Origin of the sequence: Methylophaga lonarensis MPL (assembly GCF_000349205.1) — a bacterium.
Classification (GTDB): Bacteria; Pseudomonadota; Gammaproteobacteria; order Nitrosococcales; family Methylophagaceae; genus Methylophaga; species Methylophaga lonarensis.
Window position 1 is genome coordinate 1 of sequence record NZ_APHR01000028.1, and the last position, 14,655, is coordinate 14,655.

At 50.1% G+C, this 14,655-nt stretch carries 16 protein-coding genes; 13 read left to right on the forward strand and 3 right to left on the reverse strand.

Features of this window, described 5'->3' with window-relative positions:
- The first annotated feature begins 75 nt into the window (after positions 1–75).
- The 5 genes from MPL1_RS05620 to MPL1_RS05640 all read left to right on the forward strand — a co-directional run bounded on the left by MPL1_RS05620 (position 76) and on the right by MPL1_RS05640 (position 4,498).
- On the forward strand, positions 76–348 hold the full coding sequence (locus MPL1_RS05620) for an HP0495 family protein (RefSeq protein WP_009726157.1): 273 nt from the start codon (positions 76–78) through the stop codon (positions 346–348).
- A 7-nt stretch (positions 349–355) separates the two neighbouring features.
- Positions 356–976, forward strand: a complete 621-nt coding sequence (lipB, locus tag MPL1_RS05625) for a lipoyl(octanoyl) transferase LipB (RefSeq protein ID WP_009726158.1) — start codon at positions 356–358, stop codon at positions 974–976.
- Positions 973–1,929 (forward strand): lipoyl synthase, encoded by a 957-nt coding sequence (gene lipA, locus MPL1_RS05630; RefSeq protein ID WP_009726159.1) that lies wholly within the window; start codon positions 973–975, stop codon positions 1,927–1,929. The genes lipB and lipA overlap by 4 nt, the downstream gene beginning before the upstream one ends.
- 26 nt (positions 1,930–1,955) lie before the next feature.
- On the forward strand, positions 1,956–3,227 hold the full coding sequence (locus MPL1_RS05635; RefSeq protein WP_009726160.1) for an NAD(P)/FAD-dependent oxidoreductase: 1,272 nt from the start codon (positions 1,956–1,958) through the stop codon (positions 3,225–3,227).
- A 101-nt stretch (positions 3,228–3,328) separates the two neighbouring features.
- Entirely contained in the window at positions 3,329–4,498 is a 1,170-nt protein-coding gene (locus tag MPL1_RS05640; RefSeq protein ID WP_009726161.1) for a citrate synthase, read from the forward strand.
- Here the strand turns inward: MPL1_RS05640 and epmB are convergent.
- Positions 4,488–5,495, reverse strand: a complete 1,008-nt coding sequence (epmB, locus tag MPL1_RS05645; RefSeq protein ID WP_009726162.1) for an EF-P beta-lysylation protein EpmB — start codon at positions 5,493–5,495, stop codon at positions 4,488–4,490. The genes MPL1_RS05640 and epmB overlap by 11 nt on opposite strands.
- A gap of 52 nt (positions 5,496–5,547) precedes the next feature.
- Between epmB and efp the strand changes: the two genes are divergently transcribed.
- A complete protein-coding gene (gene efp, locus MPL1_RS05650) occupies positions 5,548–6,117 on the forward strand; it encodes an elongation factor P (RefSeq protein WP_009726163.1) in 570 nt (189 codons plus the stop codon).
- A gap of 59 nt (positions 6,118–6,176) precedes the next feature.
- Positions 6,177–7,142: an EF-P lysine aminoacylase EpmA gene (epmA, locus tag MPL1_RS05655; protein WP_009726164.1), complete on the forward strand. Its 966-nt coding sequence runs from the start codon at positions 6,177–6,179 to the stop codon at positions 7,140–7,142.
- Here epmA and MPL1_RS05660 read toward each other — a convergent pair whose 3' ends face one another.
- Complete coding sequence (locus tag MPL1_RS05660) at positions 7,143–8,450, reverse strand: TRAP transporter large permease (protein WP_009726165.1); 1,308 nt, start codon at positions 8,448–8,450, stop codon at positions 7,143–7,145.
- Positions 8,450–9,061 (reverse strand): TRAP transporter small permease subunit, encoded by a 612-nt coding sequence (locus tag MPL1_RS05665; protein WP_235045540.1) that lies wholly within the window; start codon positions 9,059–9,061, stop codon positions 8,450–8,452. The genes MPL1_RS05660 and MPL1_RS05665 overlap by 1 nt, the downstream gene beginning before the upstream one ends.
- A gap of 129 nt (positions 9,062–9,190) precedes the next feature.
- Between MPL1_RS05665 and MPL1_RS05670 the strand changes: the two genes are divergently transcribed.
- The 6 genes from MPL1_RS05670 (at position 9,191) to MPL1_RS05695 (ending at position 14,592) form a co-directional block, all read left to right on the forward strand.
- Positions 9,191–9,553 (forward strand): DUF4389 domain-containing protein, encoded by a 363-nt coding sequence (locus MPL1_RS05670; protein WP_009726167.1) that lies wholly within the window; start codon positions 9,191–9,193, stop codon positions 9,551–9,553.
- Between the two features lie 13 nt (positions 9,554–9,566).
- On the forward strand, positions 9,567–10,337 hold the full coding sequence (gene yaaA, locus MPL1_RS05675) for a peroxide stress protein YaaA (RefSeq protein ID WP_009726168.1): 771 nt from the start codon (positions 9,567–9,569) through the stop codon (positions 10,335–10,337).
- 34 nt (positions 10,338–10,371) lie between these two features.
- Positions 10,372–11,772 carry a diguanylate cyclase gene (locus MPL1_RS05680; protein ID WP_009726169.1) on the forward strand — a complete coding sequence of 467 codons (1,401 nt, stop codon included), beginning with the start codon at positions 10,372–10,374 and terminating at the stop codon, positions 11,770–11,772.
- Positions 11,769–12,284: an RNA 2',3'-cyclic phosphodiesterase gene (thpR, locus tag MPL1_RS05685; protein WP_009726170.1), complete on the forward strand. Its 516-nt coding sequence runs from the start codon at positions 11,769–11,771 to the stop codon at positions 12,282–12,284. The genes MPL1_RS05680 and thpR overlap by 4 nt, the downstream gene beginning before the upstream one ends.
- 87 nt (positions 12,285–12,371) lie before the next feature.
- The gene (locus tag MPL1_RS05690) at positions 12,372–12,719 is read left to right on the forward strand and encodes a P-II family nitrogen regulator (RefSeq protein WP_009726171.1); all 348 of its coding nucleotides are present in this window, start codon (positions 12,372–12,374) and stop codon (positions 12,717–12,719) included.
- A 166-nt stretch (positions 12,720–12,885) separates the two neighbouring features.
- Positions 12,886–14,592, forward strand: coding sequence for a potassium/proton antiporter (locus MPL1_RS05695; protein WP_009726172.1), 1,707 nt, complete (start codon positions 12,886–12,888; stop codon positions 14,590–14,592).
- Positions 14,593–14,655: the final 63 nt, after the last annotated feature.

Sequence of the window (14,655 nt, forward strand, 5' to 3'; positions counted from 1 at the left end):
TCGGAAACGGGCAACCAGGTCCGGTCTGGCAACGCTTGATTACGCTGTATCAGCATTTGAAGCAGGAGCAGAATCTTGGCTGACAGCACACAAGAAACACTGCTTGAGTTTCCCTGCGAATTCCCCATCAAGGCGATGGGCATCAGCAGTGATAACTTCGATGCACTGGTGGTTGAAATTGTCCGCAGACATGTAAGCGAACTGCCCGAGGCTGCGGTCAGCAGCAAACAAAGCTCAGGTGGTAAATATACTTCAGTCACGGTGCTGATTCAGGCCACCAGCAAGGCACAGCTTGATGCGATTTATCAGGAACTCAGCAGCCACGAGCTGGTGAAATACGTACTTTAGCGACCTGATGCAGATTCGTGATCTTGGCAAGGTGAACTATTCAAGCACCTTGCAGGAAATGCGGGATTTTACCGACCAGCGTCAGCCGGAAACGGAGGATGAGCTGTGGTTACTGGAGCATTATCCGGTGTTCACGCAAGGTCACAATGGGCAGCCTGAGCATTTGCTGACGAGTTCTGACATTCCGCTGGTGCAATCGGATCGCGGCGGTCAGATTACTTATCACGGTCCCGGACAACTGGTGATCTATACCTTGCTCGATCTCAAGCGCATGCACAGCGGTGTTCGCCAAATGGTGACGCTTCTGGAAAACTCAGTTATCCGTCTGCTGGACAACCACGGAATACAGGCTCACGCGCGAAAAGATGCTCCGGGCGTTTATGTCGATGACGCCAAGATAGCAGCGCTTGGTTTACGGGTCAGGCGTGGAGCCTGTTATCATGGCATCAGTCTTAATGTTGATATGGATCTCACGCCATTTGATTTGATTAATCCCTGTGGCTATGCGGGAATGCCGGTGATCGACATGAAAAGCCTTGGCGTATCTCTGACCATGCCTCAGGCAAAACAACAACTGTCATCGCTGTTAGTGTCAGCGATTAACCAACAGGCAAGCATAAAACCATGACGCAAGCTGAACACGCCAAACGTGATATCAAAGCCCTCAAGGGCGCTTCCAAGGTGGCGAGAATCCCCATCAAGATTGTGCCAGCTGACCCCAAGCGCAAACCCGAGTGGATCCGTGCAAAATCGCATGCTGATCCCGAAGTAAGCAGACTTAAAGGTCTGATTCGCGAACATAATCTACACACCGTTTGTGAAGAGGCCGCCTGCCCGAATCTTGGAGAATGTTTCGCTCACGGTACGGCGACTTTTATGATCATGGGCAATATCTGCACCCGCCGTTGTCCGTTTTGTGATGTTGCTCACGGCCGTCCCGATGCACTGGATGAAAACGAGCCTGAACAACTGGCAAGTCTGATCGCTGATATGCGGCTCAAGCATGTCGTTGTGACCTCGGTTGACAGAGATGATCTGCGTGACGGTGGAGCAGCTCACTTTACTCGCTGCATCAGTGAAATACGCCTGCGGTCACCACAGACCAGGATCGAAGTGCTTGTGCCTGACTTTCGTGGACGAATGGACCTTGCCCTGGAAGTACTTGCACATCAACCCCCCGATATTTTCAACCACAACCTCGAGACAATTCCGAGACTCTACAAGGCAGTCAGACCAGGATCTGACTATCAGTGGTCTCTGGATTTGATTCAGCGTTTTCAGAACCAGCACCCGGATGTACCGACCAAATCAGGTCTGATGCTGGGGCTGGGTGAAAGCATTGAGGAGGTGCATGCGGTCATGCAGGATCTCCGTCAGCATGGCTGTCAGATGCTCACCTTGGGGCAGTATCTTCAACCCAGTCGACATCATCTGGCAGTTGAACGCTTTGTCACACCGGCAGAGTTTGAGCAACTGGCTGAAGTCGCCAAACAAATGGGCTTTGTGCATGTCGCTAGTGGCCCGATGGTTCGTTCTTCCTATCATGCTGATCTGCAGGCGCAAGGTGTCAGCGTTTCCTGAGTTTGCTTGTTTCGGAGAGTCACCCTGTGTCGATTAAACGCCGTGATTTTCTGAAAAGTGTTGGCTACACCGCGGCGGGGAGTTTGTTGTCTGTGCCTTTGATGGCCTGCAATAAACCTCGAAAAGCTCCCAGAATTGTCATCATCGGTGGTGGTTTTGCCGGCTGCACCGCGGCGAAATATATCCGAATGTGGGCGCCTGACTTTGAAGTCATTATGGTTGAGCGTCAGCAGACCTTTGTTTCATGTCCTCAAAGTAATCTGATTCTCAGTCACAGCCGTAGTTTGCAGGATCTCAGTCAGGGCTACGACGGGCTTGGCAAGAATCACGGAGTGAATATCATTCATGCTGAAGTGGTTGCGATAGACACCGAAAAACGCCGGGTCAAGCTACATGATGACCTTGAGCTTGATTATGATCGACTGATTGTCGCGCCCGGGCTGGATATGGATTACAGCCGACTGCCGATGCTGGCGTCAGCCGAAGCACAACAGCGAGTTCCACATGCCTGGAAAGCCGGAGCGCAAAGCGTATTACTGCGTGATCAGTTAACGGATATGCGTCAGGGCGGGCTGATGGTCATGACCATTCCAGCAGCACCTTATCGTTGTCCACCTGGGCCTTACGAACGTGCCTGTCAGGTGGCTTTGCATCTCAAGCGGCACAATCCGCGTGGCAAGTTGGTGATACTGGATGCAAATGCCGATATCGTCTCCAAAAAATCTTTGTTCGTGGAGGCTTGGAGTGAACTGTATCCGGGGCTTATCGAATATCAACCGATGAGTCCACTGGAATCTGTGGATGTCGACCGCTTGACGGTTGAAAGTGCTTTTGACAGTTTTAAGGCAGATGTCTTGAATGTGATTCCGCCACAAAAAGCAGGCAAAGTCGCGCAGATGGCTGGCGTAATGGATGTCGACGGGCGATGGTGCCGGGTGGATTATCGCAGTTATGAGTCGCTCACGGTGCCGCAGGTTCATGTGATCGGCGATGCCGTTTCTGCCGGTGTGCCCAAGTCGGCCCATATTGCCAACTCACAAGCCAAAGTCTGTGCTGCAGCCATTATTGCACTGATGCGTGATGAACAGCCTGAACAGCAACCGGTTTTCAGTAATACCTGTTACAGCTTTGTTGATGATCATCAGGCGGGACATGTCGCTGCTGTTTATCGTTATGATGCTGAACAGGCTGATATGCTGCCAATGCCTGGCGGCGGAGTTTCTGCAACAGCCACAGCCATCGAGGGCGACTATGCGGTTGCATGGGCAAAAAATATTTGGGCTGATATGCTCAACTGACAATCAGCGAATTGTCAGAAGATGTCCCCGACCAAGCATTGCAGTATAATGGCGCGTCTTTCTGATAAATCTCCACCAGCTAAACAATCAAGAGGTTCTAGATGACTGAATTTTTACCGGGTCTGGAGGGCGTTGCCGCGACCAAGTCTGCCATTTCATTTATCGACGGTGAAAAGGGCATATTGAGTTATCGGGGCTATCCGCTTGAAACCCTGGCAGCCAACAGCACTTTTGAAGAAACAACGCTACTGCTGCTGGAAGGTGAACTTCCCACTGACACCTCCTTGAAAAGCTTCGTCAAAGATCTCAGAGCACATTACCGAACCAAATATCACATTCGTGAAATGATGCGACATTTCCCGGCAACAGGTCATCCGATGGACATGTTGCAAACCGCAGTTTCCAGTCTGGGCATGTTCTATCCCGGAACCGAATGTCTGACCGATGCCAATAGCTGTGAAGACATTGATTATGTTCGCAACATGACAGTGAATATCATTGCTCAGATGGCCCCGCTGGTGGCGATGTGGGAACATATGCGTCAGGGCTATGACCCGGTTGAACCACGCTCAGATCTCTCGGTAGCAGAAAATCTTCTGTACATGTTCACAGGGCAAGAGCCGGACCCGCTGATGGCACGCATTATGGACGTCTGCCTGATTCTGCATGCCGAACATACCTTGAATGCTTCAACCTTTGCCGCGCTGGTCGCCGGGTCAACACTGGCGTCACCTTATGCAGTGATTTCTGCGGCGATTGGTACCTTATCAGGCCCGTTACATGGCGGTGCCAACCAGATGGTGGTGGGCATGCTCAAGGAAATCGGTGCGCCTGACAAGGTTGAAGCCTGGGTGGATCACAAGCTGGCCAACAAGGAAGTCATCTGGGGCATGGGTCATCGTGAATACAAGGTCAAAGATCCACGTGCCAAAATCCTGCACAAACTGGTTGAAAAGCTGGTTCAGGAACGCGGCGGTCATCTGGATCAAATGTTTGAAACCGCACTTAAGCTGGAAGAAGTCTGCGCTGACAGGCTGGGCCACAAAGGCGTCTATCCGAACGTTGATTTTTATTCCGGCATTCTCTACTCAGAGATGGGGATTCCCGAAGATCAGTTCACCGCCCTGTTTGCGGTTGCCCGAAGCGCGGGCTGGCTGGCTCACTGGCGTGAGCAAATTGCCAACAATCGCATTTATCGACCTACCCAGATATACATTGGCAGCGAACAGCGGGAATACGTGCCCATCAGCAAGCGCGGCGCTAAGCCATAATCGTCTTACTGGGCTGGCCAGCAATTTCGCGAACCAGCCTGGGTACCAGATAACCTGACAAGCGCTGGCGCATGGTGGCAATCAGCGCTTCTCCCTGAGCTTGTGGCACATCAAAGTGACTGGCACCGGCCACCGGATCCAGCAAGTGCAGATAGTAGGGCAATACACCACATACAGACAGCTGTTCACTGAGTTGGCACAGTGCATCGGCGCTGTCATTGATACCGCGCAACAAAACCGTCTGGTTGAGTAACTGACAACCTGCCTGCTGCAAGGCACTGAGTGCCTGCGCCGTAGCTTCATCAAACTCATTGGCATGATTGGCATGAATGACCAGGATCACATTCAGTCGGCTCTCACTCAGGCTGCGACACAAATCTTCAGTAATGCGCTCAGGCAGCACCAGCGGTAATCGACTGTGAATTCTGAGTCTTTGGATGTGTTTGATTTCTGAGAGATCAGCAATGATTGATGACAGTTTCTGATCGCTGAGCACCAAGGGATCGCCACCGCTTAGAATCACTTCCTTGATAGTGCTATCCGCAGCCAGTGTCTCCAGCGTTTGCTGCCACTGACTGGCAAGTGGGTTACTGCTGCTGTAAGGGAAATGTCGCCTGAAACAGTAACGACAGTGAATCGCACAGGCGCCGGTGGTCAGCAATAAAGCCCGTCCCTGATATTTCTGCAACATGCCTGCCTGACGAACTGCCTGATGATCACCGACTGGATCAGCGACAAAACCCTCTGTTTCATAAGCTTCATCAATCAGAGGAAAAACCTGTAACAAAAGCGGATCTTTGGCATCGCCATAACGCATTTTGCTTAAATAGCTCGCAGTCACCTTGACCGGAAATTTTTTCAGTTGCAGTGGATCAAGTGCCTGCAGTTGTGATTGCAGGCCAAGACGCTGCAACAATTCTTCTGCGCTGGTGATGCTCTCGGCCAGAAGTTGTTGCCAAGGGGCGGCTGTCGCGCAGGGTTGTGATTGCGGTATCATAGGGCGCTTTGATTCAGAAACAGACGACGATCGTCCCTTAAAAGAGGTTAGCATGGCAACTTATAGTACCAATGAGTTCAAATCCGGACTGAAATTCATGCTGGATGGTGATCCTTGCAGCATTATCGAAAACGAATTTGTGAAGCCGGGTAAGGGACAGGCCTTCAACCGGGTCAAATACCGTAATCTGAAAACCGGTCGTGTTAACGAGCGCACCTTCAAATCCAACGACACGGTTGAGAGTGCTGACGTCGTCGAAATGGATCTGGAATTTTCATACACCGATGGTGAGTTCTGGCATTTCATGGATCCACAAAGCTTTGAGCAATATGCGGCAGATGCCAACGCAATTACTGAAAGCAAGGATTGGCTGAAAGAGCAGTACGTTTACACGGTCACTCTATGGAATGGCTCGCCGCTGCTGGTGACACCACCTAACTTTGTTAACCTTGCGGTTGTGGATACTGATCCGGGTGTGCGTGGAGATACTTCAGGTGGTGGCGGCAAGCCTGCGACACTGGAAACTGGCGCAGTTGTTCGAGTGCCTTTATTTATCGAAATTGGTGAAGTGCTGCGGGTGGATACGCGGTCAGCATCGTATGTAGAACGCGCCAAAGACTAATCTGACTTTGGTTTTTGCGCTTCAGCGGTCGGCTTCGATGATTTTATTGGCTTTGCCTGATGGCAGACACTGAATTGATGCAAAACAAACTAAAACGGCGGGCTCAGCTAATGGCTGATGTCCGCCATTTTTTTGCTGAGCGAGCTGTATTGGAAGTCGATACGCCGATGTTGTCATCGGCCGCACCCACGGCGACTTATCTGGACAGTTTTGCCACACACTGTGATGCGGGAGAGAAGGCTCACAGGCGTTATCTGCACACCTCACCCGAATTTGCTATGAAGCGTTTGCTGGCGGCGGGAAGTGGACCCATCTATCAAATCTGTCATGTGTTTCGTAATGGTGAGCTGGGCCGTCTGCACAGTCCCGAATTCACTATGCTGGAGTGGTATCGGCCCGGTTTTACGCTGCTGATGTTAATGCAGGAACTGGATCAGTTACTGCAAAAACTGACCGACTTTGCACCGGCGGTTTATTTCAGCTATGCACAAGTATTCAATGATTATTTGCAGATTGATTGCCTTCAAGCAGACGAAACGGAATTGCGTATGCTGGCATTGGACAAGATCCCTGCATTGCCTGCCAGCTGGCAAACTGATCGCGATGGCTGGTTGGAGTTATTGATGACGCAGTGTATTGAACCGCAGCTGGCTCAATTGTCCGCACCGGTGATGATTTATGATTTCCCGGCATCACAGGCGCAATTGGCAAGGTGTGTTGAGGATGCACAAGGAAACAAAGTAGCTGCCCGATTTGAGCTTTATGCCGGCGGACTAGAGCTTGCCAATGGCTATGATGAACTCACCGACGCCATTGAGTTACACAAGCGCTTTGTTGACGATAACCGCGTCAGAAAATCACTGGGCAAGGCAGAAATGCCGATAGATCAACATTTGCTGATGGCTCAAAGCCAAGGCTTGCCCCAATGCAGTGGTGTTGCATTGGGGCTGGACAGGTTGTTGATGTTATTGCTGGATACTCAGGAGATTGCTGCGGTGCAATCGATTGGTTTTAGCGACAACTGATCAATATTGCATTAGTCCTGGCAACCAGAGTGTCAATGCCGGGAAAGCAATCAATGTCACCAACACCAGCAGCTGTATGACAACAAACGGGCGAATACCTCGATAAACATCGCTGAGTTTCAGGCTCGGTGGGGCACTGGCTTTCAGATAAAACAGCGAGAAGCCAAACGGTGGTGTCAGGAATGAGGTTTGCAGATTAATCGCTATCAACAGGGCAAACCACAGTGGGTCAACGCCCATGTAAATGGCGACAGGCGCAATCACCGGCACCACAATAAAACAGATCTCGATGAAGTCGAGAAAAAAGCCGAGCAGAAAAATCAGCAACATGCTGAAAATCAGGAATGTCCACATTCCACCGGGCAAGCCAGTGAATATTTCCAAAATCAACTTGTCGCCGCCCATGCCCACAAATACCAGTCCGAAAGCCGTTGCACCGATAAAAATCAGAAACACCATACTGGTCAATCGAGTCGTGCGTTGCATGGCTTCAGTTAAGGTGCTCAAGGTGAGTCTGCGATGCAGTGCTGCCAGCAATAAAGCCCCCATGGCACCGACGGCTGCAGATTCTGTGGGAGAAGCAATGCCAAAGAAAATAGAACCCAACACGGCAAAAATCAGCAAGACCGGAGGAATCAGACTCTTAACGACGCTCAGGGCAAGGTTGGGCAGATCAATATCATTTTGCTGGCTGGCAGGTGCCAGATGTGGATGTCGCCATGCTACATAGGCGATGTACAGGATATAAGCCACAATTAGCAGAGTACCCGGCACAATCGCACCAATAAATAATTCACCGACCGGGACGCCAATGACATCACCCAATAAAATCAGAATGATGCTGGGCGGAATGATCTGCCCCAGTGTGCCAGACGCGGCAATGGTGCCACTGGCGAGTGAGGGCGCATAACCTCGTTTGAGCATGGCAGGCAAGGCGATAACCGCCATTGTCACCACAGAGGCACCCACTACACCGGTGGTGGCTGCCAGTAATGCGCCAACCAGCACTACTGAAATTGCCAGACCTCCGCGGATCTGACCAAACAATCTGCCCATGGTATCGAGCAATTCTTCCGCAAGGCCCGATTTTTCCAGCACGACCCCCATAAATACAAATAACGGTACAGCCAGCAGCGTGAAATTGGTCATCACGCCCCAGATACGAAACGGCAGTAAATTAAAAAAGTCGATACCGAGAAAGATGCCGCCAAACAACAAGGCAACTGCACCGAGGGTAAAGGCGACCGGGAATCCTGCCAGCAACAGCAGGAACAGCACGGCAAACATGATCAGCGCCCAGACTTCCATTATCGGGCCTCCTGTTTGTCGAGCACGATCTGTAAATTGCGGATGAATTCAGCGATACCCTGCAATAGCAGCAGACCAAAACCCACCAGAAGTGCCGATTTGATTAAAAAACGGTGAGGCAAACCACCCGGATCTGGTGAGGTTTCGGAAAACAGCCAGGAGTTATACACAAAAGGCCAACTGGTAAACAGCACCATCAAACAGAAGGGCATCAGGAACAGCACGGTACCGAGCACATTGATCCAGGCGCGCTGCCGGTCATTCAGCAAACGGCTTCTAAACACAATATCGACCCGCACATGGCCATCGTGTTTGTGGGTATAGGCCATGCCAAGCAGAAACAGCAGGGCAAACAAATGCCATTCCAGTTCCTGCAAGGCGACGGAACCGCTCTGAAACCAGTAGCGCATCGTCACGTCGTAAACGATTAAAAGTACCAGTGCCAAAACCAGCCATGAAACGGTTTTGCCGCTGAACTCTGTCAGCGCATCAATACGATGCTTTAAAAACTCAAGTTGTTTGTTCATTGTCAGGGAATCTGTCGCACACGATGGGCAAGTGTCCCACAATCCTCCGGCAAGCTCCAGAGACAGCCGGATAAAGTCGCTCATCTTCGCATCACAGATGTTTTGCAGAAGACGAACGAGATTTTCTGCAGATTGCTTTGTCACTGAAAATGAAAGAATTTGTTAAAAAAGATGTTAAAGTATTCGCATTTTTTCAACAGGGAATCTTGCCCGATGGAGTTACAAACTGTTAAGCAAAACCTGAGCCGTGGTTCGCAGTGGATTCGACTACTGTTTATGCTGGCATTTGCGGTTGTGCTGTATCTGTTGTTGATGTTGCTGTCGGTGGTAGTTGTCGTGCAGCTGATTTTTGCGCTGTTTACTGGCGCAGCTAATGCTAGCGTGCGAACTTTCAGCAGCAAACTGGCTCAATACATTCAGCAAATCGTGCTGTTTCTCACCTACAACATAGATAACAAGCCTTATCCCTTCAGCCCAATTGATGCGGTTTCAGAGGTGGATGACGTGATTGTTGTCGATGACTTTGAAGAAGTGAGAGATTCAGACACCAACGACGATAATCGCTCGACCCCTTAACTCGGAATAACTCATGCTTGCTCTGATTTCCCCGGCAAAAACGCTGGATTTTGAAACTGCACCTGTGACGAAACTTCACAGCCAACCGCGTTTTTTGGAACAGTCTCAACATCTGATCGACCAACTCAAGCAATTGTCGGCTGAAGACATTGCCAGCTTGATGAGCCTGAGTGACAAGCTGGCTGGCCTGAATATGGCACGCTTTTCATCCTGGTCTCTGCCGTTTGATCTGGATAATGCCAAGCAGGCAGTGCTTGCCTTCAAGGGCGATGTTTATACCGGACTGGATGCCGAAAGTCTGGACCAGGCAGGTTTCGAATATGCCCAACAGCATTTGAGGATTCTGTCCGGTTTGTACGGTGTGCTGCGACCACTGGATTTGATTCAACCTTACCGACTGGAAATGGGCACCCGTTTCAGTAATGCCAAGGGCAAAGACCTTTATGAGTTCTGGGGCAGTCAGTTACGTGAATCGATACAGCATGAAGCTGCGCTGGACGACGGTATCTTGATCAATCTGGCATCAAACGAATACTTCAAGGCCGTTGACGCCAAAAAACTCGATGCAAGAATCATCACACCTGTCTTCAAAGACTGGAAAAACGGCCAATACAAAATGATCAGCTTCTACGCTAAAAAAGCCAGAGGCCTGATGAGCCGCTTCATTATCGACCAAAAACCGGATGAACCCGAACAGATTAAAGCCTTTGACTATGAGGGCTATCGATTCAGCGCTGATATGAGTAAAGGCGATGATTGGGTGTTTATCCGGGACGCTCAGTAAAGCCCACTGAGATGAAAAAGCAAGGATGCTTAACATGAAATATTCAGCGATCACTTTCGGATTGCTGTGCCTGCCCTGTTCGATACTGGCCGATAGCCAGCTGCCACTGACCGAGGCTGAACAACAGTTTATTGAAGCACACGGGCCGATCAAGCTCTGCTCTGATCCAGACTGGATGCCTTATGAAGGCATTGATCAACAAGGGCGACACATCGGGCTGTTTTCAGATTTTCATGCACTTTGGGCCGAAAAAATCGGTGCCGAACTGCAATTTGTTGTCACTGACAGTTGGCCACAATCACTCGAATATATTCAGGCCGGACGCTGCGACATTCTGTCCAGTGCACAGGATGTCGCAGACAGGCGCGGCTTTCTCGCTGTCACCGATCCCTTTATCCATTACAACTTTGCTATTGCAACTCAGCCGGGTAATGAATTCATCATCGACCTCTCGCAGGTGCTCGACAGGCAATTTGTCTTGATTGAAGGCTATGCCAGTGTGGATATACTACGCAACGCCTACCCGGATATTGATATCACCACCGTTGGCAGTGCTCAACAGGGTTTGAGAAAAGTCGAAAAAGGCAAAATGTATGGCTATATCGACACAGTGCCCAGCATTAATTACCAGATGTTTCGGCATGGCATATCGCATCTCAAAATCAGCGGTGTGCTGGATCAGCATTATGCGATGTCGGTCGGCGTGCGAAGGGACTTACCGGAATTACTGGCAATTTATAACAAGGCAATTGCGGCGACTTCTGAAGCTGATCGGCAGCGAATACTCAGCAATTGGTTGTCGATACAGTACGAAGTGGTGACGGACTCCCGACCACTTCTCTGGTCATTGGCGGTTTCCTTATTGCTGGTGATACTGCTGACCTATCGCTACTGGAAGGTACGCGGTAATAACCTGCGTTTACGAGAGCTCAACAAAAAGTTGCACACCTTGTCGATCCAGGACCAACTGACAGGCTTGCTCAACCGCCATGGTTTACATGAGGCCTTTGCCAGTGAACTGGCACGAAGTACTCGCAGTCATCACACTTTCTCTCTGTTGATGATCGATATTGATCACTTCAAGCTGATCAATGATCGTTTTGGCCATGATGCAGGCGATTTGATTATTGCTAATTTTGCCAAGTTGCTCACTACGATGGTGCGTCAGCATGACGTTGTCGGCCGATGGGGCGGTGAGGAATTTATGATTATTTGCCCGGAAACTCCTTTGGCTGGCGCCAGGCAACTGGCAGAAGATTTAAGAACCAATGTCCATAAGCAAACCTTCAAACCCAATGGACAGATTACTGTCAGCATCGGGATCGCCGAATACCAACCGGGCGAATCAATTGAAGAATGTATCAAGCGTGCTGACAAGGCGCTCTACCAGGCCAAACATCTCGGACGAAATCGTTGTGTCGAGGCGGAAACTTGAGTCGAAGGTTATTCTTTGCTATCCAGCCACCGGCTGATATTCGTCAGGCAATGACTGACTTGTTCAGTATCAGACAGCAAGGGCTTAAATATCTGTCAGCCGATAACCTTCATGTGACACTGGTCTTTTTAGGGCAAGTGAAGTCGGAAACAGAAGCGCGATTAATTGAGCTAGCCGGGCATATTGAAATTTCGCCGTTCAGTTTGTGTTTCACCGAAGCTGAATTCTGGCCAAAACCCCGTATTATCTGTCTGACAGCTACAGAGGTTCCTGAGCCTCTGCAACAGCTGGTGCTAGCCTTATCTTCGATTGCTAAAGCGTGTGGCGTCACCATTGAGGAACGACCGTACCGACCGCATGTCACGTTGGTGCGAAAAGCCAATCAGCTGCTGCCATTGGAGTCGTTTGAGTTTCAATGGCAAGCACAATCCTTTGCATTGTATTTGTCAGAATCAACTGATGACGGGCCGCGGTACTCTGTCATCAGGCAGTGGCTGTTAAGTCCCGGCTGAACCTGTCTGAATTCGATCAATATTTGCTTCATCATTACATCATCTGATGTTAGGCTTTGGTTGGTATTGAATCACTGAGGATGACACATGAAATTTAAACTCATCATGGCTTTTGTCGATGAAGACAAAACACAGTCACTCATGGCCGCATCCAGAGCTGCTGGCGCTACCGGAGCGACAGTGATTAAAAATGCCAGAGGTCAAGGACTGGCAAAGCCTCTGGGGATATTTGGCTTTGAAATCATGAGTCCTCGTGATGTCGTATTAATTCTTGTTGAATCCCGCCGTGCAGATAAAGTGCTCACGGCTGTGCTGGAAGCGGGCAAGCTTGATGAAACCCTGGATACGGGTCTGGCATTGATGATTGATGTAGAGCAGGCGGTAGGTTTGACTGAGCACATCAAAAAGCTTGCAGAGGTCAACCCGCCAGATTGAGCGCGTTGACTTTTTCCATCAGAACAAAGCTTTGCTATCAGTGGCAAAAGCTGCCTTTCAGTGCTAGATAACACCACTGAGATCCGATCAAAGGGTCAGCCCTCTCAGCAATCAACACTCCAGAACTGAGCGTGGCATAATCAAGACACTGTCATTCGGGATTTTCATGGATTCTATTAATAGTCTGTTTTTGCTCAGCGGCTTTCTGATTGCCTTGAGCATTGTCGGTAGTCGTTTGTCTTCGCTATTTGGCTTGCCGTTACTGGTGATATTTCTGGTATTGGGCATGTTGGCTGGTGAGGAAGGACTACTGGGGATTCGTTTTGACGATTATTCCCTGGCCTTCACCATTGCCCATCTGGCCTTGGCAATGATTCTGCTGGACGGTGGCTTGCGTACCCGTTTATCGACTTTCCGTGTTGGGTTTAAGCCAGCATTATCTCTGGCAACTTTGGGGGTAGTGTTCACGGGCGGTATTGTCGGCCTGCTGGCAATGTGGGTGTTTGATCTGAGTTTGATCGAAGGCTTGTTGATTGGTGCCATTGTCGGTTCCACTGATGCGGCGGCAGTCTTTTCCATGCTGCGTGGTCAAGGTATCAACCTGAACGAGCGGGTGGGCGCCACCCTGGAAATCGAGTCGGGTACCAACGATCCGATGGCTATATTTCTGACCATTCTGCTGGTCGAGTTGTTAATGGGCAACGTCAACGGCATTGTTGATGGCGCATTGTTTCTACTGCAGCAATTTGGTCTTGGCCTGCTGGTCGGCATTGGCGGTGGCTGGTTAAGTGCTCGCCTGTTACGTTGGCTGGATTTGGCTCCCGGCCTGTATGCACTGTTGGCGCTTGCGCTGGCAATGTGTGTGTTCGGTGGCGCCAGTGCCATGGGCGGCAGCGGCTTTTTGGCCATTTACCTGTGTGGCTTGATGATTGGTAATCAGCCAGGCCGACATCTGAACTTTATCCTGCCCGTGCATGACGGCTTGGCATGGCTGAGTCAGATCGGCTTGTTTTTGATTCTTGGCTTGTTGGTGAATCCTAGTGAGTTGCTCAGCTTTGCATTACCGGCATCGCTGATCGCTCTGGCTTTGATCTTTATTGCCCGTCCTTTGGCAGTGGTGTTGTCGATCAAGCCATTTTTCAAATTCCGCTGGCATGAAATCGGTTTTATTTCCTGGGTAGGTTTGCGAGGTGCCGTGCCAATTGTATTGGCAATTTTTCCGGTGATTGGTGGCGTTGACAATGCCTCACTGTATTTCAATGTCGCCTTTGCCGTGGTGTTGATGTCCTTGTTAATCCAGGGCGGCACAATACCCTGGGTTGCACGCTGGTTAAAAGTGGAAGTCCCCACAGGCGCAGAACCGAATCACCGTGGTCCATTGGGAATACTGCCTGAAAATGACTATGAGCTGTTTGTCTATCGGGTAGAAAACGAAGACCTCGACAACCAGCCGATCCGTTTGCTGCGTTTTCCCTCAGGCACGCTGATTTCTGCATTGTTCCGCGATCATGTGATGCTGCATCCCAAAGGCAGTACTCGCTTGCAACTGGGTGATGTCATTTGTGTCATCAGTCGTAACGAAGATCTGGCAGCCTTGAATCGTTTGTTTAACGGCGATGCCAAACTCAAACAGGAATTGGCCTTTTTTGGTTCGTTCACACTAAATGGCGATGCCATGCTCAAAGATGTCGCCAAAGCCTATGGTCTGACGGTCAGTGCAGGTGAAGGCGAGATGACCTTGGGTGAATTTATTGCACTGCGTGTTGGTGGTCACCCCGTGGTCGGCGATGACGTTGATTGGCATGGTATTCACTGGGTAGTCAGTGAGGTCAACGGCGATAAAGTACTCAAGGTCGGCTTGAGGTTGTATTAACGCCATTCAGTTTTGCGCAAACCTTCCAGTATGTTGTCATTGGCTCCTTTTTCAATCCAAAAA

Bases quoted from the DNA above. Each gene is read 5' to 3' on its own strand.
- lipB (WP_009726158.1), top strand. From the start codon at position 356: ATGCAGATTCGTGATCTTGGCAAGGTGAACTATTCAAGCACCTTGCAG.
- lipA (WP_009726159.1), top strand. From the start codon at position 973: ATGACGCAAGCTGAACACGCCAAACGTGATATCAAAGCCCTCAAGGGC.
- MPL1_RS05640 (WP_009726161.1), top strand. From the start codon at position 3,329: ATGACTGAATTTTTACCGGGTCTGGAGGGCGTTGCCGCGACCAAGTCT.
- epmB (WP_009726162.1), bottom strand. From the start codon at position 5,495: ATGATACCGCAATCACAACCCTGCGCGACAGCCGCCCCTTGGCAACAA.
- efp (WP_009726163.1), top strand. From the start codon at position 5,548: ATGGCAACTTATAGTACCAATGAGTTCAAATCCGGACTGAAATTCATG.
- epmA (WP_009726164.1), top strand. From the start codon at position 6,177: ATGGCAGACACTGAATTGATGCAAAACAAACTAAAACGGCGGGCTCAG.
- MPL1_RS05660 (WP_009726165.1), bottom strand. From the start codon at position 8,450: ATGGAAGTCTGGGCGCTGATCATGTTTGCCGTGCTGTTCCTGCTGTTG.
- MPL1_RS05665 (WP_235045540.1), bottom strand. From the start codon at position 9,061: ATGAGCGACTTTATCCGGCTGTCTCTGGAGCTTGCCGGAGGATTGTGG.
- MPL1_RS05670 (WP_009726167.1), top strand. From the start codon at position 9,191: ATGGAGTTACAAACTGTTAAGCAAAACCTGAGCCGTGGTTCGCAGTGG.
- yaaA (WP_009726168.1), top strand. From the start codon at position 9,567: ATGCTTGCTCTGATTTCCCCGGCAAAAACGCTGGATTTTGAAACTGCA.
- MPL1_RS05680 (WP_009726169.1), top strand. From the start codon at position 10,372: ATGAAATATTCAGCGATCACTTTCGGATTGCTGTGCCTGCCCTGTTCG.
- MPL1_RS05690 (WP_009726171.1), top strand. From the start codon at position 12,372: ATGAAATTTAAACTCATCATGGCTTTTGTCGATGAAGACAAAACACAG.
- MPL1_RS05695 (WP_009726172.1), top strand. From the start codon at position 12,886: ATGGATTCTATTAATAGTCTGTTTTTGCTCAGCGGCTTTCTGATTGCC.